This window comes from Hydrogenophaga sp. 70-12, from assembly GCF_001897365.1.
Lineage (GTDB): Bacteria > Pseudomonadota > Gammaproteobacteria > Burkholderiales > Burkholderiaceae_C > Hydrogenophaga > Hydrogenophaga borbori.
On the sequence record NZ_MKSS01000052.1, the window covers coordinates 1 to 20,525 of the forward strand.

General features: G+C 69.9%; 20 protein-coding genes. 16 read left to right on the plus strand and 4 right to left on the minus strand.

The features are described 5' to 3' along the window. Nucleotides 1-341 precede the first annotated feature (341 nt). Entirely contained in the window at nt 342-611 is a 270-nt protein-coding gene (locus BGO22_RS03690) for a hypothetical protein (RefSeq protein WP_070397657.1), read from the plus strand. A gap of 30 nt (nt 612-641) precedes the next feature. Here BGO22_RS03690 and BGO22_RS03695 read toward each other — a convergent pair whose 3' ends face one another. Beyond that, nucleotides 642-1,769 carry a lipocalin-like domain-containing protein gene (locus BGO22_RS03695; protein WP_070397779.1) on the minus strand — a complete coding sequence of 376 codons (1,128 nt, stop codon included), beginning with the start codon at nt 1,767-1,769 and terminating at the stop codon, nt 642-644. A gap of 5 nt (nt 1,770-1,774) precedes the next feature. After that, nucleotides 1,775-4,303, minus strand: coding sequence for an FtsX-like permease family protein (locus BGO22_RS03700; protein WP_070397658.1), 2,529 nt, complete (start codon nt 4,301-4,303; stop codon nt 1,775-1,777). 97 nt (nt 4,304-4,400) lie between these two features. Between BGO22_RS03700 and BGO22_RS03705 the strand changes: the two genes are divergently transcribed. From BGO22_RS03705 to proX, 4 genes are all read left to right on the plus strand, one after another. Further along, on the plus strand, nt 4,401-4,568 hold the full coding sequence (locus BGO22_RS03705) for a hypothetical protein (RefSeq protein ID WP_009515307.1): 168 nt from the start codon (nt 4,401-4,403) through the stop codon (nt 4,566-4,568). Between the two features lie 441 nt (nt 4,569-5,009). Beyond that, nucleotides 5,010-6,209: a glycine betaine/L-proline ABC transporter ATP-binding protein ProV gene (gene proV / locus BGO22_RS03710; protein WP_070397659.1), complete on the plus strand. Its 1,200-nt coding sequence runs from the start codon at nt 5,010-5,012 to the stop codon at nt 6,207-6,209. Between the two features lie 13 nt (nt 6,210-6,222). Beyond that, on the plus strand, nt 6,223-7,401 hold the full coding sequence (gene proW, locus BGO22_RS03715) for a glycine betaine/L-proline ABC transporter permease ProW (RefSeq protein ID WP_070397660.1): 1,179 nt from the start codon (nt 6,223-6,225) through the stop codon (nt 7,399-7,401). Further along, the gene (proX, locus tag BGO22_RS03720; protein WP_070397661.1) at nt 7,398-8,420 is read left to right on the plus strand and encodes a glycine betaine/L-proline ABC transporter substrate-binding protein ProX; all 1,023 of its coding nucleotides are present in this window, start codon (nt 7,398-7,400) and stop codon (nt 8,418-8,420) included. The genes proW and proX overlap by 4 nt, the downstream gene beginning before the upstream one ends. 33 nt (nt 8,421-8,453) lie before the next feature. Here proX and nth read toward each other — a convergent pair whose 3' ends face one another. Beyond that, nucleotides 8,454-9,089, minus strand: coding sequence for an endonuclease III (gene nth / locus BGO22_RS03725; RefSeq protein WP_070397662.1), 636 nt, complete (start codon nt 9,087-9,089; stop codon nt 8,454-8,456). A gap of 118 nt (nt 9,090-9,207) precedes the next feature. Between nth and BGO22_RS03730 the strand changes: the two genes are divergently transcribed. Continuing rightward, complete coding sequence (locus BGO22_RS03730) at nt 9,208-10,398, plus strand: aminotransferase-like domain-containing protein (protein WP_070397780.1); 1,191 nt, start codon at nt 9,208-9,210, stop codon at nt 10,396-10,398. Nucleotide 10,399: 1 nt separating this feature from the next. Further along, nucleotides 10,400-11,308 carry an alpha/beta fold hydrolase gene (locus BGO22_RS03735; protein ID WP_083292850.1) on the plus strand — a complete coding sequence of 303 codons (909 nt, stop codon included), beginning with the start codon at nt 10,400-10,402 and terminating at the stop codon, nt 11,306-11,308. Here BGO22_RS03735 and BGO22_RS03740 read toward each other — a convergent pair. After that, nucleotides 11,281-11,889 (minus strand): 3'-5' exonuclease, encoded by a 609-nt coding sequence (locus tag BGO22_RS03740; protein ID WP_070397663.1) that lies wholly within the window; start codon nt 11,887-11,889, stop codon nt 11,281-11,283. The genes BGO22_RS03735 and BGO22_RS03740 overlap by 28 nt on opposite strands. 50 nt (nt 11,890-11,939) lie before the next feature. On the opposite strand from BGO22_RS03740, the gene uvrB reads away from it, so the two are divergent. From uvrB to dnaQ, 9 genes are all read left to right on the plus strand, one after another. Beyond that, nucleotides 11,940-14,036: an excinuclease ABC subunit UvrB gene (gene uvrB / locus BGO22_RS03745; RefSeq protein ID WP_070397664.1), complete on the plus strand. Its 2,097-nt coding sequence runs from the start codon at nt 11,940-11,942 to the stop codon at nt 14,034-14,036. Between the two features lie 252 nt (nt 14,037-14,288). Further along, nucleotides 14,289-14,825 (plus strand): Fe-S cluster assembly transcriptional regulator IscR, encoded by a 537-nt coding sequence (iscR, locus tag BGO22_RS03750; protein WP_070397665.1) that lies wholly within the window; start codon nt 14,289-14,291, stop codon nt 14,823-14,825. Nucleotides 14,826-14,901: 76 nt separating this feature from the next. Next, the gene (locus tag BGO22_RS03755) at nt 14,902-16,119 is read left to right on the plus strand and encodes an IscS subfamily cysteine desulfurase (protein ID WP_070397666.1); all 1,218 of its coding nucleotides are present in this window, start codon (nt 14,902-14,904) and stop codon (nt 16,117-16,119) included. Nucleotides 16,120-16,135: 16 nt separating this feature from the next. Further along, nucleotides 16,136-16,522 (plus strand): Fe-S cluster assembly scaffold IscU, encoded by a 387-nt coding sequence (iscU, locus tag BGO22_RS03760; RefSeq protein ID WP_070397667.1) that lies wholly within the window; start codon nt 16,136-16,138, stop codon nt 16,520-16,522. A gap of 4 nt (nt 16,523-16,526) precedes the next feature. Beyond that, complete coding sequence (gene iscA / locus BGO22_RS03765; RefSeq protein WP_070397668.1) at nt 16,527-16,850, plus strand: iron-sulfur cluster assembly protein IscA; 324 nt, start codon at nt 16,527-16,529, stop codon at nt 16,848-16,850. A 56-nt stretch (nt 16,851-16,906) separates the two neighbouring features. Next, nucleotides 16,907-17,425, plus strand: coding sequence for a Fe-S protein assembly co-chaperone HscB (hscB, locus tag BGO22_RS03770; RefSeq protein WP_070397669.1), 519 nt, complete (start codon nt 16,907-16,909; stop codon nt 17,423-17,425). Between the two features lie 42 nt (nt 17,426-17,467). Next, the gene (gene hscA / locus BGO22_RS03775) at nt 17,468-19,342 is read left to right on the plus strand and encodes a Fe-S protein assembly chaperone HscA (RefSeq protein ID WP_070397670.1); all 1,875 of its coding nucleotides are present in this window, start codon (nt 17,468-17,470) and stop codon (nt 19,340-19,342) included. A gap of 13 nt (nt 19,343-19,355) precedes the next feature. Then, nucleotides 19,356-19,694 (plus strand): ISC system 2Fe-2S type ferredoxin, encoded by a 339-nt coding sequence (gene fdx / locus BGO22_RS03780; RefSeq protein WP_070397671.1) that lies wholly within the window; start codon nt 19,356-19,358, stop codon nt 19,692-19,694. Further along, nucleotides 19,694-20,401, plus strand: coding sequence for a DNA polymerase III subunit epsilon (gene dnaQ / locus BGO22_RS03785; protein ID WP_175442788.1), 708 nt, complete (start codon nt 19,694-19,696; stop codon nt 20,399-20,401). Before fdx ends, dnaQ begins: the two co-directional genes overlap by 1 nt. Nucleotides 20,402-20,525 lie beyond the last annotated feature (124 nt).

Genomic DNA, 20,525 nt, shown 5'->3' on the forward strand with positions numbered 1-20,525 from the left:
GCTCTTGCCCGAGGGGCGGTCGGAGGCGGTGGCCATGGGGGAGGGGACCCGGAGGTCGGTGCCGAGGGGGGTGCTTAGCTTAGGCCAAGACGCGTGCGCCGAGCGGCGCCGCCCGCCATGCGCCGATCCAGCGCCGGCCCGGCTCGCCGCACCGGTCCAGGCGCCAGTGAAGGGGACGCCCCGAACAACAGCCGCCGAGCGGGCGTGTCAACACGTCGGCATCGGCGTTTCGGCGCAACGCTCGCAGCCGCCGTTGCTTCTTGTCCTCCCCCCGCCATCCCATTGCACGCCATCGAATCGCGTGATAACAATCGCCGCTCCGACACCCCCAGGAGTTCCCCATGCTCAACCGCACCCTGATCCTCGCCGCCGCCCTGGCGTTCACCGCCACCGGTTCCTGGGCCGACGAGGCCACCTGCCAGGCGAAGGCGATGGAGAAGAAGCTGGCCGGCGCCGCCAAGAACTCCTTCATGACCAAGTGCAAGAAGGACGCCACGGCGGCCTGCACCACGGCCGCGGGCGAGAAGAAGCTTTCCGGCGCGGCCAAGACCAGCTTCACCAACAAGTGCGTGCGCGACGCCGTGGGCGCCGAGGACAAGAAGCCGTCCTGATGCCCGCTTGAGCGCGGCGCGCGCGCCGCCTCAGAGCACCAGCCGCTGGGCGTACCCGGTCATTTCCAGGTAGCCCCGCCCCACCAGGCGGCCGTTGCTGTCGATCAGCTCCGACAGGCCTTCCCAGTAGATCGCGCCGGTGCTGGCGCGGCTGTCGAGTTCCTGTGCGTCGACCAGCGCGCGCACGGTGTAGAAGTCGGCCGGCGTGCGCACCAGCCATTCCACGGGGTAGCGCGTGCGCGTGAGCGGGCTGGTCCACCAGCGTTGGGGCTTGAATTCCACCTCGCCCGGGGCGAAGCGGTGGATGGCGTTCGCCTCGCGCGCGTCGGCCGCGGCGCGGAAGGAGCCGCCCGCCCACAGGGCCGAGCCGTCGGCGCGGCGCAGCCGGAAAGCGGTGAGGGCGTGGCCGTCGAACAGGTTCATGCCGATCCAGTCCCAGCCCACGGCCTCGGGGTGCAGCAGGGCCTCGCTCCACTCGTGGTCCAGCCAGGCACTGCCGCTCACCTGGAAGCGCTGGCCGGCCAGGCCCAGGGTGCCGCTCACCTGGAGCTGCGGCTGCGAGACGTAGAAGCTGGACTGCGCGGCGTCCGGCCCCTTGCGCGAGAAGCCCCGGTCGCCCTGCAGCAGCCAGGCCTGCGGCGCGCGGGCCTCGATGTCGATCAGCAGCGTGTCGCCCACGCCGCGCGTGGCGTAGCCGCCGTCGGCGCGGCGGCGGATGAACCAGTCGCGCAGCACCACCTCGGTGTCGGTTTCGCTGGCGAACACGGCGCGTTCGGTGCTGGCGGGCCGTTCGCCGTTCCAGCGCGCGATGCGCTGGTCGTGGTGCAGGCGCCGGCCCGCGACGTCGGTGATGGCGGCGTGCGCGAACAGCAACTGGCGCGCGGCCAGGCGGCCGGGCAGGTCGCGCGCCTCGTCCACGCGGCTGCGGAAGAAAGTGATCTGGAAGCCGAAGTCGCGGCCGCCGCCGTCGCGCGCGTGGCCGGTGAGGTACCACCACTCGGTGCGCGTGTCGGGGTGGCTGCCGTGGTCGCGCGGGAACACCAGTTCGCGCGGGCGCAGGGTGTCGCCGGGGCGGGCGATGTCGCGCGCCGGCGCCAGCGGCCAGGCCAGGGCGGCGGCGCTGCCGAGCAGCCAGTGGCGGCGGGAGAGGGGGTGCATGGCGTTCACCAGTCCTGCCTGACGGCCTGCACCGCGTCGCGGCTGGCCGCCGCGCGCCCGGCCAGCCAGGCCGTGAGCGTGCCGGCCAGCACCACCGCCAGCGCCAGCGCACCCAGCCGCGCCCAGGGCAGCACCAGGTCCATGGTCCAGTGGAAGCTCTGTGGATTGACCACGTGCACCAGCACCAGGCTGACCAGCAGGCCCAGGGCCGTGCCGGCCAGCGCGCCCAGGGCCGTCCAGGCCAGGCCCTCGGCCGCCACCACGCCCAGGATCTGGCGCCGCGTGAGGCCCAGGTGCGCGAGCAAGCCGAACTCCTTGCGCCGCACCAGCACCTGCGCGCTGAAGCTCGCGGCCACGCCGAACAGGCCGATGCCGATGGCCACGGCCTGCAGCCAGACGGTGACGGCGAAGCTGCGGTCGAAGATGCGCAGCGAGGCGGCGCGGATCTGCTCCGCCGAGGCGAACTCGATGCTGTCCTGCAGGCCCTGCGCTTGCGCGAGTGCGTCGATGGCGTCGCGCACCGCCTGCGGGTCGGCGCCGGGCGCCAGGTGCAGCGCCAGGTCGCTCACGAGGCGCTCGCCGCTCAGGCGCGCGAAGGTGTCGGCGTCGATGGCCACGCTGCCGTGCTGGCGCGCGTAGTCGCGCCAGACGCCGGCCACCACGTAGCGGGCGCGCCGGGCCTCGGGCGCGGCCAGGGCCTGGGCCAGCGCGGGCAGGGGTTGGCCCAGGCGTGCGCCATACAGGTCGGCCATGGCCTCGCTCGCATAGACGGGCACGTCGGGCGCGGCCACGGCGGCGGTCTCGCCCACCAGGGGCAGCGGCAAAGGATCGCCGCGCAGCGGGCGCACCACCAGCGTCACCGGCGGGCGCGCGGGGTCGAACTGCAGGGGCAGGGCGCGCAGCGGGTCGGCGCGCGCCACCCCGGGCACGGCCGACACCGCGTCCACGAAGGCCGGCGGCAGGTGCTGGCTGTCCCCGGCGCCGCCGCTGCCGCGCAGGTAGAGCGGGGCGGGCAGCACGGTGTCCAGCCAGTGCGTCACCGAGTCGCGAAAGCTCGCCACCATGACCGTGAGCGCCACCGACAGGGCCAGGCTGGCCACCACGCCGCTGGTGGCCACGGCGGCGGTCTCGCGCAGGCGGCGCGCGCGCTCCACCGCCAGCAGCGGCAACAGGTGGCGCATGGTGTGCGGCGCGAGGCGGTCCAGCAGGGCCGACACGCTCAGCGGCAGCGCCGCGATACCGCCGACCAGCAGCAGGCCCACCGACACATAGGCCCCCAGCGGCAGGCCGGCCACGGGCGGCGCCAGCGCGGCCAGGCCGGCGAGCAGCAGCAGCCCCAGGGCCAGTGTGTGCCGCCGCGCCGTGGGCGCGTCCGTGCCCAGGCCCTTGAGCGCCTGCGCCGGCGCCAGGGCCTGCGCCGCGCGCGCCGGCCACCAGCCGCCGGCCACGGCCGCCGCCACGCCCAGCGCGCCGTACAGCAGCGCGGCCCACGGGCTCCAGCGCAGGGCGGGCGACACGCCGGTGAAGTAGCCGCCGCCCAGGTCGCCGCCGAGCTGGCGCAGCGCGAGCGCCGCCACGGCGCTGCCCAGGGCCACGCCGATGGCGCCGCCCAGCAGGCCCAGCAGGGCCGATTCGGCCAGCACCAGGCGCAGCCGCTCGCGCGCCGACAGGCCCAGCACGCCCAGCAGCGCCAGCGGCCCCTGCCGCCGAGCGACCGACAGGGACAGCACCGAGAACACCAGGAAGGCCCCCGTGAACAGGGCCACCAGCGCCAGCACCGTGAGGTTGACGCGGTAGGCGCGCGACAGGTTGCTGATGCGCTCGCCCGCCTGTTCGGGGCGCTGGGCCAGGGTGCCCGGGGGCAGTTGCAGCTCGTCCAGCACGCGCTCGGCCGGTGCGCCGGGGACCAGCCGCAGGTCGACGCGGCTGAGCGCGCCGATCCGCCCGGCCAGGGCCTGGGCGGCCGCAATGTCCATCACCAGCACCGGCGCGCCGGGCGCGTTCACCTGGCCGGCGACGCGCAAGGCGTGATCGGCCGCGCCCAGCCGCAGCCCGACGGTGGCGGCGCCGCCGACGGCCTGGCGCGCGCTCGCGTTCAGGAACACGGCGTCGGGCGCGAACAGGTCCAGGCGGCGGCCGCCGTCCCCACCCGTCAGCGGCATCAGCGCGGGCGCCACGCGGCCCACGCTGAGAGCGTCCACGCCGATCAGGCGCGCCGGCAGGCGCTCGCCGCGGGCCGTGGCCAGCGAGGCGGGCAGCTCCAGCACCGGGCTGGCCGCCGCCACGCCCGGGTGCGCGGCCACGCGCTCGAACAGGGCGTCGTCCAGCAGGCCCTGGCGGGCGCGCAGCTCGATGTCGGGCTGGCCGTTGACGGCGCTCACGGCGTCGCGGAATTCGGCCAGGGCTGAGGCGTTGATGAGCTGCACCGCCAGCGCCAGCGCCACGCCCAGCGCCACGGCGAGCACGGCGATGGCCGTGCGCCAGGGGTGGTGGCGGAACTCGGGCCAGGAGACGGTGGCGAGCAGGCGAAGCATGCGGGCAGCATACGTGGACGGGGGTGGTGCGCGAAGGCGTCCGCGTCCTGTGGTCCAATACCGGTTTTTCGTCACCCGCCGCTCTAAGGAAAGTGCCATGGGCAACAAGATCGTCACCGAGGCCGACCGCAAGGCCACCCCCCGTCCCGTCGCTGCCAATGGCGTCGTGCTGCCCACCCCCGGCCGTGGCCAGCGCCGCAGCCTGGAGCGCGGCGTGGCCACGCGCAGCAAGAAGAACCCGGGCAAGCGCCCGCACAGCGGCTGATCGCTGCGGTTCCCGGCAAAAGCCCGCTCCGGCGGGCTTTTTGTTTTCCGATGCGGGCCGTTGCCAGCCGATGCCAATGGTCTGGCTTGACTCGCATAGATCAAAAAGTTACAATCCTCGCTTCCCTAACAGTCAACAAGACATGTTGACGCACCGGGCGCTACTCGCGGATCGACCTGAATCCCGTCGCGGCGCTGGTGATACCCCGCCGGGCCTTGCCCGGCACCGGCTGGATTCCAGCCAACTGCCGCCGCGTCGCGCCACCTCGTTCACGCCCCTCGACCAGGCCCGCTGAACGGCTCCCCCTGGCGTGCACAGGCGCTGCATGCGTCGTGCTTCGTCGTCTTCAGTGCCTGCTGCGTGGCTGCGGTCCGCGGCCGCCTGCGCGTTTGTCCCCAGGCGGCCATTGCCCAAAGCCCACCCACAAGGAGGCCCGCCGCAATGGCAAAAGACATTCAGATCGACCACGTGTTCAAGGTCTTCGGCGACGAGCCGCAGGCCGCGCTCGCCCTGGTGCGAGAGGGACGCAGCAAGCAGGAAATCCTGGCCGAGACGGGCCAGTCCATCGGCGTCTTCGACGCGCACTTCAGCATCCAGGCCGGCGAGATCTTCGTGATCATGGGCCTGTCGGGCTCCGGCAAGTCCACGCTGGTGCGCCTGCTCAACCGGCTCATCGAGCCCAGCGCCGGCCGGGTCGTGATCGACGGCCGCAACATCTTCGAGCACAGCGACCGCGAGCTGCGTGCCCTGCGCCGCAAGGACATCAGCATGGTGTTCCAGTCCTTCGCGCTGATGCCGCACATGACGGTGCGCGACAACACCGCTTTCGGGCTGGAGCTGGCGGGCGTGGACAAGGCCACGCGCCTGGCCCAGGCCGACGAGGCCCTCTCGCAGGTGGGCCTCGCCGGCTGGGGCGACAGCTACCCCGACGAGCTGTCTGGCGGCATGCAGCAGCGCGTGGGCCTGGCGCGCGCGCTGGCCAGCGACCCGTCCATCCTGCTGATGGACGAAGCCTTCTCGGCGCTGGACCCGATCATCCGCACCGACATGCAGAGCGAGCTGCTGCGTCTGCAGGAGGTCAAGCGCCGCACCATCGTCTTCATCTCGCACGACCTGGACGAGGCCATGCGCATCGGCGACCGCATCGCCATCATGAAAGATGGCCAGGTGGTGCAGGTGGGCACGCCCGAGGAGATCCTGCGCGAACCGGCCGACGACTACGTGCGCAACTTCGTGCGCGGCGTGGACGCGGCGGCCGTGTTCAAGGCCGGCGACATCGCGCGCCGCAGCCAGGTGGTGGTGGCCGAAAGCCCCACGCGCGGCGCGCGTGCGGCCTTGTCCATGCTGGAGCAGCAGGACCGGGAGTACGCCTTCGTGGTGTGCACGCAGGAGCGCTTCCAGGGCATGGTGTCCGTGGAGTCGCTGCGCGCCGCGCTCAAGGGGCACGAGGGCCCGCTGGGCCTGCAGCACGCCTTCCTGCCCGGCGTGCAGGCGCTGGAGGCCGGGCACCCCGTCAATGAACTGTTCGGCCAGGTGGCGCAAGCACCCTGGCCGCTGCCGGTGGTGGGCGCAAACGGCCGGTACGTCGGCGCCATCAGCAAGACCACGCTGCTGCGGTTCATGGACCGTGGCGGCGAGTGAGAAAGGAGCAGCGATGCAGGACACGACCCCCATTTCCCCGAACGACATCCCGCTCGCGCAGGCCGACGCCGCCGCGACCGACCCCTGGGCCTCCGCCGCGCCCGCGGCTGAGCCCCAGGGGTCGGTCGCGGCGCCGGCCGGCGACGCCTGGTCCACCAGCACGCAAGCCTCGGGTGGCGACTGGTTGAACGTCGCGCCGGCCGATGCCGCCGCCGCGCCCGGCGCGGACGGCTTTCACCTCAGCCAGCTCTGGGACGGCAGCCTGCCCGTGCAGGACTGGATCAACAGCGGCCTGGGCTGGGCCGTGGACCATTTCCGGCCCTTCTTCCAGGCCGTGCGCGGCCCCATCGACGCCACGCTGGGCGGCGTGGAAGCCGCCTTGCTGGCCGTGCCGGTGCCGGTGATGGTGGCCCTGCTGGGCCTGATCGCCTGGCAGTGCGCGGGTCGCGGCGTGGCCATCGGCGCGGTGGTCTCGCTGCTGCTGGTGTCGACGCTGGGCATCTGGCCCGAGGCCATGGTCACGCTCTCGCTGGTGCTGACCTCGCTGGCCTTCTGTGTGCTGATCGGCCTGCCGCTGGGGGTGCTCCTGGCGGCCAACGACCGCGCCCAGCGTGTCGTGCGGCCCGTGCTCGACGCGATGCAGACCACGCCGGCCTTCGTCTACCTGGTGCCGGTGGTGATGCTGTTCGGCATCGGCAACGTGCCCGGCGTGATCGTCACCATCGTGTTCGCGCTGCCGCCGCTGGTGCGCCTGACCACGCTGGGCATCCGCCAGGTGCGGCCCGACCTGATCGAAGCCGCCCAGGCCTACGGCGCTTCGCCCTGGCAGATGCTGACCAAGGTGCAGCTGCCCCTGGCCATGCCCTCGATCATGGCGGGCGTCAACCAGGCGCTGATGCTGTCGCTGTCCATGGTGGTGATCGCTTCCATGATCGCGGTGGGCGGCCTGGGCCAGATGGTGCTGCGCGGCATCGGCCGCCTGGACATGGGCCTGGCCACGGTCGGCGGCCTGGGCATCGTGCTGCTGGCCATCACGCTGGACCGCATCACCCAGGCCATGGGCCAGCCGCGCCGCGGCGCGCGCCACTGGTGGCAGACCGGGCCTGTGGGCCTGGTGCTGCGGCTGGCGCGAAGCCGCCGTCACCCTTCACTTTCTTCCTCCAACGACCTCACCCAAGGAGAAACCGCATGAACGTTCCATTCCACCGATTCACGCTGTGGCGCAAGCTCTTCGCCGCCGGCCTGGTGGCCGCCACGGCGGCCACCGCCATCGCCCAGGACCTGCCCGGCAAGGGCGTCGTGGTCAAGCCGGTGAAGAGCTCCATCGCTGAAGAAACCTTCCAGACCCTGCTGGTGGGTCGCGCGCTGCAGAAGCTGGGCTATGAGGTGCAGCCGATCAGCGAGGTGGAGTACGCCACCGCCCACGTGGCCCTGGCCAACGGCGACGCCACCTACCTGGCCAGCCACTGGGACCCGCTGCACGCCGACTTCTACAAGAACGCCGGCGGCGACGCCAAGCTCTCGCGCACCGGCGCCTACTCGCCCGGCGCGGCCCAGGGCTACCTGATCGACAAGAAGACGGCCGACGCCCACAAGATCACCAACGTCGCACAGCTGCAGAAGCCCGAGATCGCCAAGCTCTTCGACGCCGACGGCGATGGCAAGGCCGACCTGACCGGCTGCAACCCCGGCTGGGGTTGCGAGGCCGTCATCGAACACCAGCTCACGGCCTACAAACTGCGCGACACCGTGCGCCACGTGCAGGGCAGCTACTCGGCGCTGATCGCCGACACCATCACCCGCTACAAGCAGGGCAAGCCCATCCTGTACTACACCTGGACGCCCTACTGGGTGAGCGGCGTGCTGCGCCCGGGTCAGGACGTGGTGTGGCTGCAGGTGCCGTTCTCCTCGCTGCCCGGCGAGCAGGCCAAGCTGGACACCAAGCTGCCCAATGGCCAGAACTACGGCTTCGTCATCAACACGCAGCGCATCGTGGCCAACCGCGCCTTCGTGGAGAAAAACCCGGCCGCGGGCAAGCTGTTCGAGGTGATGAAGCTGTCGGTGGGCGACATCAATGCCCAGAACCTGCGCATGCGCGACGGTGAGAACAAGCCGGCCGACATCGAGCGCCACGTCGACGCCTGGATCAAGGCCAACCAGAAGACCTTCGACGGCTGGATCGCCGAGGCGAAGGCGGCGGCCAAGGGCTGAGCCCCGCTGTCGGGCGCGGGCTTGACGCCAGCGTCAACCCGCCGTCTTGGGCGTGAAGTCGCAGTACGCCGCCACCGCGCAGCGGTGGCACTGCGGCTTGCGCGCCAGGCACACGTAGCGCCCGTGCAGGATGAGCCAGTGGTGCGAATCCACCGCGTACTCGGGCGGCACGCGCTTCATCAGCGCCAGTTCCACGGCCAGCGGGGTCTTGCCCGGCGCCAGGCCGGTGCGGTTGCTGACGCGAAAGATGTGCGTGTCCACCGCCATGGTGGGCTCGCCGAAGGCCACGTTGAGCACCACGTTGGCCGTCTTGCGGCCCACGCCGGGCAGGGCCTCCAGCGCCTCGCGCGTGCGTGGCACCTCGCCGCCGTGGCGCTCCACCAGGATGCGGCAGGTCTCCATGAGGTGTCGGGCCTTGCTGCGGAACAGGCCGATGGTCTTGATGTAGCCCTCCAGCCCCTGCAGCCCCAGGGCCAAGATGGCCTGCGGCGTATTGGCCACGGGGAACAGCTGGCGCGTGGCCTTGTTGACGCTCACGTCGGTGGCTTGGGCCGACAGCAGCACGGCGGCCAGCAGCTCGAAGACGGTGGTGTATTCCAGCTCCGACTGGGGGCTGGGGTTGCTCGCCTTCAGGGTGGCGAAGAAGGGTTCGATCAGCTCGCGCTTCATGGGCGCGCAGTCTATCCATCCCTCCGAGGGTTTGCCCGGGGCCGATGCGCGGCGCGCGGTTTTGGTGACAATGCGCCATTCCGATCCGACCCCACCCCCCGTCCGCATGAGCCACACCATTCCCTTCGCCGATCGCCTGAACAACGTCGAAACCTCCGCCATCCGCGAGCTGTTCAAGCTGCTCGGCAAGCCCGGCATCATCAGTTTCGCGGGCGGGTTTCCCGACAGCGCCCTGTTCGACGTCGACGGCATCCGCGAGGCCGTGAACGCCGCGTTGAGCGAAGAGCCCGGCGCCACCCTGCAGTACGGCGCCACCGAGGGCCACCAGCCCCTGCGCGAGCAGTTGGCCGCCTTCATGGCCAGCAAGGGCGTGCGCGGGCTCGCCGCCAGCGACCTGATCGTCACCACCGGCAGCCAGCAGGCGCTGGACCTGCTGGGCAAGACGCTCGTGTCGCCCGGCGACAAGGTGATCGTCGAAGGCCCCACCTTCCTGGCCACCATCCAGTGCTTCCGCCTGTACGGCGCCGACCTGGTCACCGTACCCGTGGACGGGCAGGGCGCCCAGACCGATCGGCTGGAGCAACTCATCGCCGAGCACAAGCCCAAGTTCGTCTACCTCATCCCCACCTTCGGCAACCCCAGCGGCGCCATGATGAGCCTGGAGCGCCGCAAGGCCGTGCTGCGGATGGCGGTCAAGCACGGCACCCTGATCGTGGAAGACGACCCCTACGGCGACCTGTACTTCGGCGAAGCGCCGCCGCCCAGCCTGCTGGCCCTGGCCGACGAGGTGCCCGGCGCGCGCGACGTCCTGGTGCACTGCGGTTCGCTGAGCAAGGTGCTCAGCCCCGGCCTGCGCGTGGGCTGGATGGTGGGGCCGGCCGAATTGCTGGCCAAGGCCACCATGTGCAAGCAGTTCAGCGACGCCCACACCAGCACCTTTGCCCAGGCCACGGCGGCCCAGTACCTCAAGGCCGGTCGCATGCCCGCCACGCTGTCGCGCGTGCGTCGCGTCTACGCCGAGCGTGCCGCCACCATGACGGCCGCGCTGCGGCGCGAACTGGGCGACGCGATCGACTTCGTCGCGCCCCAGGGCGGTTTGTTCGTGTGGGCCTGGCTCACCGGCGCGGGCGGCAAGGTGGCCGACGGCGCGGTCTTCGCGAAGAAGGCCATCGAGCAGGGCGTGGCCTTCGTGCCAGGCGCCCCGTTCTTCGCCACCGACCCGGTGCACGCCACGCTGCGCCTGAGCTTCGCCACCGCGCCGCTGGACAAGATCGAAGAAGGCATTCAACGGTTGGGCAAAGCCTTGTGACATGAACACCACCACCACCGCTCCCCGGGTCGCCGGGGCCGACGACGGTCCCGAGACACAACCGGGTCCTGTGCCCGAACTGGTGATCGACGACGTCGACGTCTTCATCGATGGCGTGGGGCCCCAGACGGTGGTGATGGTGCATGGCTGGCCCGACACGCCCGCGCTGTGGGACGGCACCGTGGCCGCCTTGGTGCCCGACTGGCGCTGCGTGCGCTTCCATCTGCCGGGCTTCGACCTGGCGCGCGGCCCCCGGCCCATGAGCCAGAGCGACATCGTCGCGCTCATCGCGCGCATCGTGGACGCCGTGAGCCCCGACCAGCGCGTGACCCTGCTGCTGCACGACTGGGGCTGCGCCTTCGGCTACACCTACGCCAAGCGCCACTCCGAGCGCGTGGCGCGCATCGTGGCGCTGGACATCGGCGACGTGGGCTCGCGCGACTACTTCGAATCCCTGGGCTGGCGCGAGAAGCTCATGATCGCGGGCTACCAGCTCTGGTTGGCCACCGCCTGGTCACTGGGCCCGCGTGCGCCCGGCCTGGCCAACCGCATGACGCGCTGGATGGCGCGCCGGATCGGCTGCCGCAACGACCCAGCCCTGATCGGCTGGGAGATGAACTACCCCTACGCCATGCGCTGGTTCAATGCCTTCGGCGGTCTGCGCGGCGCGGGCCAGGCCGAGCGGCTGATCGACGAGCAGCTGCCGGGCCTGTTCGTCTATGGCCGGCGCAAGCCCTTCATGTTCCATTCCAGCCGCTGGGTGCGCCACCTCAACCGCACCACCGGCTGCGCGGCCAAGTCGCTGGACACGGGGCACTGGATCATGAAACAGAAGCCGGCCGAGTTCCACGCCGTGCTCAAGGACTGGCTGGCCAACGTGACTCAGCCCGCCTCCACCCCCAAGGCCTGAGCCACCCGGAACGCCGCCCAGGCGTCGTTGGCCGCGTAGAGCAGCTGCGCTTCGCTCAGGCTGGCGGCGGCCCAGTTGCTGGTGGCGGCCTTCTTGCTCTTGGCGAAGCGCTGGCCGAACAGCACCGCCACGGCGGCGCGCACGCCCATGTCCTTGCGGTAACCCTGGGCGCGGAAGAGGGCGTTGAGTTCGATCACGCCCGCGGGTTCGATGCCCAGCTTGGCGCGCACCCGCAGGTTGTCGTCGCGCAGGCCGAAGCCCGCCTTGGCGTGCGCCGGGTGGGCCAGCAGGGCCGCCACCGCCGCGCGGCAGCCCGGGTCGGCCAGCTGGAACACCCAGGCGCGCTCGGCGATGGCCAGTTGCACCACGTGCGGGCCGTCAGACACCTGGTCCTTGAAGAAGGTGGGCTTGGATTCTGTGTCGAAGCCCCAGACCGGGTGAGCGGCCAGCGCGGCGGCGGCGTCGCGGGCGCCGTCGGCGCTGCGCACCAGCGCGATGCGCGCGAGGTCCAGCGGCGGGAAGGGGGGTAGGGCGTCGATGGCGTCCTTGTCGGGCGTGGGTCGGGTTTCGCGCGCGGTCATGGGGCGCCAGCATAGCCGCCAGGGCCATCGCGTTCCGGCACAATTTCCCGATGACCACCCCCCTGCTGCAGGAAGTGGCGAGCGAGGCCCCCACCCCGGGCGAGTTCGTGCGCTTCCCCAACTCCCCTTTCGAGCTGTTCCTGCCCTACCCGCCGGCCGGGGACCAGCCCGAGGCGATCGACCAGCTCGTCGAAGGCATCAACGACGGCGAGGTTTTCCAGACCCTGCTGGGCGTGACCGGCTCGGGCAAGACCTTCACCATGGCCAACGTGATCGCGCGCGTTGGCCGCCCGGCCATCGTGTTCGCGCCCAACAAGACCCTGGCCGCCCAGCTCTACAGCGAGTTCCGCGAGTTCTTCCCGAAGAACGCGGTCGAGTACTTCGTCAGCTATTACGACTACTACCAGCCCGAGGCCTATGTGCCGCAGCGCGACCTGTTCATCGAGAAGGACAGCGCGATCAACGAGCACATCGAGCAGATGCGCCTGAGCTGCACCAAAAGCATCCTGGAGCGGCGCGACGTGCTCATCGTGGCCACGGTCTCCGCCATCTACGGCATCGGCAAGCCCGAGAGCTACCACCAGATGGTGATGACCCTGCGCGTGGGCGACAAGATTGGCCAGCGCGACGCCATTGCCCAGCTGGTCCGCATGCAGTACACGCGCAACGAAACCGACTTCGGCCGCGGCAAGTTCCGCGTGCGCGGCGACACCATCGATGTCTTCCCGGCCGAACACTCCGAGATGGCGATCCGCATCGAGCTGTTCGACGACGAGATCGAAAGCCTGCAGCTGTTCGATCCGCTCACCGGCAAGGTGCGCCAGAAGATCCCGCGCTTCACCGTTTTCCCCAGCAGCCACTACGTGACCCCGCGCGAGCAGGTGCTGCAGGCGGTGGAGACCATCAAGCTCGAACTCGACCAGCGCCTGAAGGAATTGGTGGGCATGGGCAAGCTGGTGGAGGCGCAGCGCCTGGAGCAGCGCACCCGGTTCGACCTGGAGATGCTGAGCGAGGTGGGCCACTGCAAGGGCATCGAGAACTACACGCGCCACCTGTCGCAGGCGCGCCCGGGCGATCCGCCGTCTACCCTGACCGACTACCTGCCGCGCGACGCGGTGATGTTCCTGGACGAAAGCCACGTGCTGATCGGCCAGCTCGGCGGCATGTACAACGGCGACCGCGCCCGCAAAACCACGCTGGTGGAGTACGGCTTTCGCCTGCCCAGCGCGCTGGACAACCGGCCGCTGAAGTTCGAGGAGTTCGAGCAGCGCATGCGCCAGGTGGTGTTCGTCTCGGCCACACCGGCTGACTACGAAAAGACCCACGCCAGCAAGGTGGTCGAGCAGCTGGTGCGGCCCACCGGCCTGGTCGATCCGGAGCTGGAGGTGCGCCCCGCCATGCACCAGGTGGACGACGTGCTGCAGGAGATCCGCCTGCGCGTGCAGCGCCAGGAGCGCGTGCTCATCACCACGCTCACCAAGCGCATGGCCGAGCAGCTCACCGACTACCTGACCGAGAACGGCGTGAAGGTGCGCTACCTGCACAGCGACATCGACACGGTCGAGCGCGTGGAGATCCTCCGCGACCTGCGCCTGGGCGCCTTCGACGTGCTGGTGGGCATCAACCTGCTGCGCGAGGGCCTGGACATTCCGGAGGTCTCGCTGGTCGCCATCCTGGACGCGGACAAGGAGGGCTTCCTGCGCTCCGAGCGCAGCCTGATCCAGACCATCGGCCGCGCCGCGCGCAACCTCAACGGCAAGGCCATCCTCTACGCCGACCAGATCACCGACTCCATGAAGGCGGCCATCGGCGAAACCGAGCGCCGCCGCGCCAAGCAGATCGCGCACAACGCGGCGCACGGCATCGAGCCGCGCAGCGTGAACAAGCGCATCAAGGACCTGATCGACGGCGTCTACAGCGAGAAGGCGGGCAAGGAGGCCGACCGCCTGGCCGCCGAAAGCGCCGCCCGCGCCGAGCTTGAGGAAATGAGCGAGAAGGACGTGGCCCGGGAAATCAAGCGGCTGGAAAAGCTCATGCTGGAGCACGCCCGCAACCTGGAGTTCGAGAAGGCCGCCCAGGTGCGCGACCAACTCGCCGAGCTCAAGGCCCGGGTGTTCGGGTCCACCGGGCACGACAGCGCGGCCTGAACGTTTTCGTGGCAAGCCGACTCCCAGAATCCGGGGGGTGTGCCCGGGCGCCTGTCCACTGGCACAAACCCCATGCCGGTACAATGCCGAGCAAATCGCTCAGCTTTTGGGCTATAATTCGACAAAATTAGTCGGGAAACCCCGCGACAGCAACAGACCCTCAAGGGTCGGGGCGGGTGGAGGAGGGGTTCGCCACGGCGGATGCCCGGCGGGCCTTGCCACGAAGGTCAAGCAACACAATAGGAGCTTGCAATGCGCCTCACGACGAAGGGCCGCTTCGCGGTCACAGCCATGATCGATCTGGCCCTGCGCCAGAACAACGGTCCGGTCACGCTGGCGGCTATCAGCCAGCGGCAGCAGATTTCCTTGTCCTATCTCGAGCAGCTGTTCGGCAAGCTGCGCCGGCACCAGCTGGTGGAGTCCACCCGCGGGCCGGGTGGTGGCTACACCCTGGGCCGCAAGGCGGGCGAAATCACCGTGGCCGACATCATCGTGTCGGTGGACGAGCCGATCGATGCCACCCAATGCGGCGGCAAGGAGAACTGCCTGGGCGAAGGCCAGCGCTGCATGACGCACGAGCTCTGGGCCCAGCTCAATGCCCGCATGGTCGATTTCCTGGATTCGGTGACGCTGCAGTCGCTGGTGGACGAGCAGCTCGCCAAGGGCGTGGTGGTGGAGAACGCGCCCATGATCAAGCGCGCCATTTCCAGCACGCCGGTGGTCAAGCCCATCCGCGTGAACGCGCCGAACTCCGTGTTCGCCCTCGGAGGCGCCGCGCTCTCGAAGTGAATCCGGCCCGCGGGGCTGGCGGCGTGTTGGCCGCCGGCCTCGCCAGCCCTTGTCCAACGCCAGACAGAACAAGCCCATGAGCACCCCGCACTTTCCCATCTACATGGACTACAGCGCCACCAGCCCGGTCGATCCGCGCGTGGTGGACGCCATGATTCCCTGGTTGCGCGAGCACTTCGGCAATCCCGCGTCGCGCAGCCACGCCTGGGGCTGGGAGGCGGAGAAGGCGGTGGAGACCGCGCGCGAGCAGGTGGCCGCGCTGATCGGCGCCGACCCGCGCGAGATCGTCTGGACCAGCGGCGCGACGGAATCGAACAACCTCGCGCTCAAGGGCGCGGCGAACTTCTATAAGGGCAAGGGGAAGCACCTCATCACGGTGAAAACCGAGCACAAGGCCGTGCTGGACACCATGCGCGAGTTGGAGCGCCAGGGCTTCGAGGTCACCTACCTCGACGTACAGGCCGACGGCCTGGTCGACCTGGAGGCTTTCAAGGCGGCGATCCGCCCGGACACCATCCTGGCCTCGGTCATGTTCGTGAACAACGAGATCGGCGTCATCCAGGACATCGCTGCCTTGGGCGCCATCTGCCGCGAGAAGGGCGTGATCTTCCACGTCGATGGCGCGCAGGCCACGGGCCGCGTCGATATCGACCTGCAGAGCCTGCCGGTGGACCTGATGAGTCTGACCGCGCACAAGACCTACGGCCCCAAGGGCATCGGCGCGCTGTACGTTCGCCGCAAGCCGCGCGTGCGCATCGAGGCGCAGATGCACGGCGGCGGCCACGAGCGCGGCATGCGTTCGGGCACGCTGGCCACGCACCAGATCGTGGGCATGGGCGAGGCCTACCGCATCGCCAAGGCCGAGATGCACGAAGAGAACAAGCGCATCCAGGCCCTGCACGACCGCCTGGTCAATGGCCTGAAGGACATCGAGGAGGTGTTCATCAACGGCAACGAGGCGCGCCGTATCCCGCACAACCTCAACATGAGCTTCAACTACGTCGAGGGCGAGTCGCTGATCATGGGCATCAAGGGCCTCGCGGTGTCCTCGGGCTCGGCCTGCACCTCGGCCAGCCTGGAGCCCAGCTACGTGCTGCGCGCCCTGGGCCGCAGCGACGAACTCGCGCACAGCAGCCTGCGCATGACCATCGGCCGCTGGACGACCGAAGAAGAGATCGACTACGCGATCGCGACGATCAAGGAGAACGTCGCCAAGCTGCGTGAACTGTCACCCTTGTGGGAAATGTTCAAGGATGGCGTCGACCTGTCGACCATCCAGTGGGCGGCCCACTGATCCGAAGGAGAACAACATGGCCTATTCCGAAAAAGTCGTTGACCACTACGAAAACCCCCGCAACGTCGGTTCCTTCGACAAGGGCGACGAGACGGTTGGCACTGGCATGGTAGGTGCGCCGGCCTGTGGCGACGTGATGAAGCTGCAGATCAAGGTGAACCCGGCCACCGGCGTGATCGAGGACGCGCGCTTCAAGACCTACGGCTGCGGCTCGGCCATCGCCTCGAGCTCGTTGGTGACCGAGTGGGTCAAGGGCAAGACGCTCGACGAAGCCGCCGCGCTCAAGAACAGCCAGATCGCCGAGGAGCTTGCGCTGCCGCCGGTGAAGATCCACTGCTCCATCCTGGCCGAGGACGCCATCAAGGCGGCCGTGGACGACTACCGCAAGAAGCACGCGAACTGATCCCATGGCCGTCACGATTTCCGAAGCTGCGGCGCGCCACGTCACGCGCTACATCGCCAAGCGCGGCAAGGGCGTGGGCGTGCGTCTGGGCGTCAAGACCACCGGCTGTTCGGGCCTGGCCTACAAGCTGGAGTACGCCGACGAGATCGCCCCCGAGGACGTGGTGTTCGAGGACAACGGCGTGAAGGTGCTGGTCGACCCGAAAAGCATGCCTTACATCGACGGCACGCAACTCGACTTCGTGCGCGAAGGCCTCAACGAGGGCTTCAAGTTCAACAACCCCAACGAACGGGACCGCTGCGGCTGTGGCGAGAGCTTCAGAATCTGAGCGATGAGGTCTCGAATCGACCGCCCGGCGCAGGCCTCGGCGGTCTTTCTTTTTCCATGAACCTGCAATCCAGCGACTTCGAGCTCTTCGGCCTGCCCGAGTCCTTCGCCATCGACCGCGCCGCGCTCGACGCGCGCTGGAAGGACCTGCAGCGCCAGGCCCATCCCGACCGCAACGCGCACGCCGATCCGGCCACGCAGCGCCAGGCCATGCAATGGTCGGTGCGCATCAACGAGGCCTACCAGCGCCTGAAGGACCCGCTGCGCCGCGCGGCCTACCTGTGCGAGCGGCGCGGCGCCCCGATCGAGGCCGAGAACAACACCGCCATGCCGGCCGACTTCCTCATGCAGCAGATGCAGTGGCGCGAGTCGCTCGACGAGACCGAGGGCGTGGAGGCGCTGGAGGCCCTGGCCGACGAGGTGGCCGAGGCGAGGCGCGCGCGCGTCGAGGCCTTGCGCGCCGCGCTGGACGAGCGGGGTGACGCGCCGGAGGCCGCGCGTCAAGTCAGAGCCCTCATGTTCATTGAGCGCTTTGCCAGCGACGTGGAGGATCGGCTCGATCAGCGGGGACAATAAGCGGCTCCCGTTCCCGCGATACCGACACGACAGACAACCCCGATGGCGCTCCTGCAGATTTCCGAACCCGGCCAGTCCCTTGACCCGCACCAGCGCCGGGTGGCGGTCGGCATCGACCTCGGCACCACGCATTCCCTGGTGGCCGCGGTGCGGCATGGCGTGGCGGAATGCCTGCCCGACGAGCAAGGCCGCGTGATCCTGCCCAGCGTGGTGCGTTACCTCCCGGCCTCGGCCGGCGGTTCGGGTCGCCAGATCGGGCACGACGCGCTGGCCGCGCAGGTGGACGACCCGGCCAACACCATCAGCTCGGTCAAGCGCCTCATGGGCCGCCGGCGCGACCAGGTGGTCGACGTGGACCGGCTGGCCTATGCGGTGGTCGACCAGGACGGCATGGCCCAGATCGACACCGTGGCCGGCCGCAAGACCCCCATGGAGGTGAGCGCGGAGATCCTGGCCACATTGCGCTACCGCGCCGAGGACAGCTTCGCCGACGACCTGTTCGGCGCCGTCATCACCGTGCCCGCGTACTTCGACGACGCGCAGCGCCAGGCCACCAAGGACGCCGCGAAGCTGGCCGGCATCGAGGTGCTGCGCCTCATCAACGAGCCCACGGCCGCGGCCATCGCCTACGGCCTGGACAACGGCGCCGAGGGCGTTTACGCGGTCTACGACCTGGGCGGGGGCACCTTCGACATTTCCATCCTGCGCCTCACGCGCGGCGTGTTCGAGGTGCTGGCCACGGGCGGCGACTCCGCGCTCGGGGGCGACGACTACGACCAGGCGCTCGCGGCCTGGGTGCTGCAGCGCCAAGGCATGGCGATCGAATCGCTGGACGCCTCCGCGCGCGCGGCGCTGCACAAGGAGGCGCGGCGCGTGAAGGAGGCCCTGTCGGCCGACGCTCAGGTGCCGTTCCGCGCCACGCTGGCGGGCCGCGTGGTGGAGCAAAGCGTGACCGCCGCCGATTTCGAGGCTTGCACCGAGCCGCTCACGGCCCGCACCATGGCCGCCGTGCGCAAGGCCCTGCGCGACGCGCGCACGTCCAAGGACGAGGTGAAGGGCGTTGTGATGGTGGGCGGCTCCACGCGCATGCCGGTGATCCGCCGCACGGTGGGCAGCTTCTTCGGCACCGAACCCCTGGTGAACCTCAACCCGGACGAGGTCGTCGCGCTGGGCGCGGCGATCCAGGCCAACGCCCTGGCTGGCAACAGCAAGGACGGCGACCTGCTCCTGCTCGACGTGATCCCGCTGTCGCTGGGCATCGAGACCATGGGTGGTCTGGTCGAGCGCATCGTGCCGCGCAACAGCAGCATCCCCACCGCGCGCGGGCAGGACTTCACCACCTACCAGGACGGCCAGACCGCGCTGGCGCTGCACGTGGTGCAGGGTGAGCGCGATCTGGTGGCCGACTGCCGCAGCCTCGCGCGTTTCACGCTGCGCGGCATCCCGCCCATGGCGGCGGGCGCGGCGCGCATCCGCGTCACCTTCACCGTCGATGCCGACGGCCTGCTCGCCGTGGCCGCGAAAGAGCTGACCTCGGGTGTCGAGGCCAGCATCGACGTCAAGCCGTCCTACGGGTTGAGCGACGAGCAGATTGCCCGCATGCTGCAGGACAGTTTCGCCACCGCTCAGCAGGACATGCAGGCCCGCGCCCTGGTCGAGGCCCGCGTCGACGCCGACCGCCTGCTGCTGGCCACCCATTCCGCGCTCGCGGCCGATGGCGATCTGCTGCGGGCCGACGAGCGCGATGCGATCGACGCCCTCATGGCCGCCCTGCGAACCACCGCCGAGGGCGAGGACGCCGCCGCCATCGAGGCCGCGATCGAGGCGCTGGCCAAGGGCACCGAGTCCTTCGCCGCCGAGCGCATGAACCGCGGCATTCAGCAGGCCCTGTCCGGCAAGAAGATCGAAGAAGTCTGAGTCCAAGAACCCCATGCCCACGATCAAGATCCTCCCGCACACCGAGTACGCGCCCGAGGGCAAGACCATCAGCGCGCCGGCCGGTACCTCCATCTGCGAGGCCCTGCTCGAGAACGGCGTGAACATCGAGCACGCCTGCGACATGAGCTGCGCCTGCACCACCTGCCACGTCATCGTGCGAGAGGGCTACAACAGCCTGAACGAGGCCCAGGAGGACGAGGAAGACCTGCTCGACCGCGCCTGGGGCCTGGAGCCACAGTCGCGCCTGTCGTGCCAGGCCATCCTGGCCCAGCAGGACGTGACGATCGAGATACCCAAGTACACGATCAACCACGCCAAAGAGAACCACTGATGCGCCAGATCATTCTCGACACCGAGACCACCGGCCTGTCGGCCGAGAACGGCGACCGCATCATCGAGATTGGCTGCGTGGAACTGCTCAACCGCAAGTTCACCGGCAACAACCTGCACCACTACGTCAACCCCGAGCGCGACAGCCACGAGGACGCGCTCAAGGTGCACGGCATCCAGAACGAATTCCTGCGCACCAAGCCCAAGTTCGCGGCCATCGCCGAGGAGCTGATCGAGTACCTGCGCGGCGCCGAGATCATCATCCACAACGCGCCCTTCGACATTGGCTTCCTGAACATGGAGTTCAGGCGCCTGGGCCTGCCGCGCGTGACCGAGGTGGTGAGCGGTGTGCTCGACACCCTGGTGATGGCCAAGGAGATGTTCCCGGGCAAGCGCAACGGCCTGGACGCGCTGTGCGACCGCCTGGGCGTGGACAACTCGGGCCGCACGCTGCACGGCGCCCTGCTGGACGCCGAACTGCTGGCCGACGTCTACATCAACATGACGCGCGGCCAGGACGCGCTGCTCATCGAGGTGGCCGACGCGCCGGGCGAGGGCGGGGTGGTGGAGGTGGTGGACCTGAGCCGCCTGGACCTGCCCGTGCTGCGCGCCAACGAGCAGGAAGCACTGGCCCACGACACCGTGCTGGCCGAACTCGACAAATCCAGCAAGGGCAAGACCCTGTGGCGGCGGCTGGAAGCGGCCTGAAAAAGCGGCCCAGAAAATCTGGCTATAATGCGAGGCTTCCGACAGCGCTGCCAAGCGGCGCTGATCGGGCGGTTAGCTCAGTGGTAGAGCACTGCCTTCACACGGCAGGGGTCGCAGGTTCGAA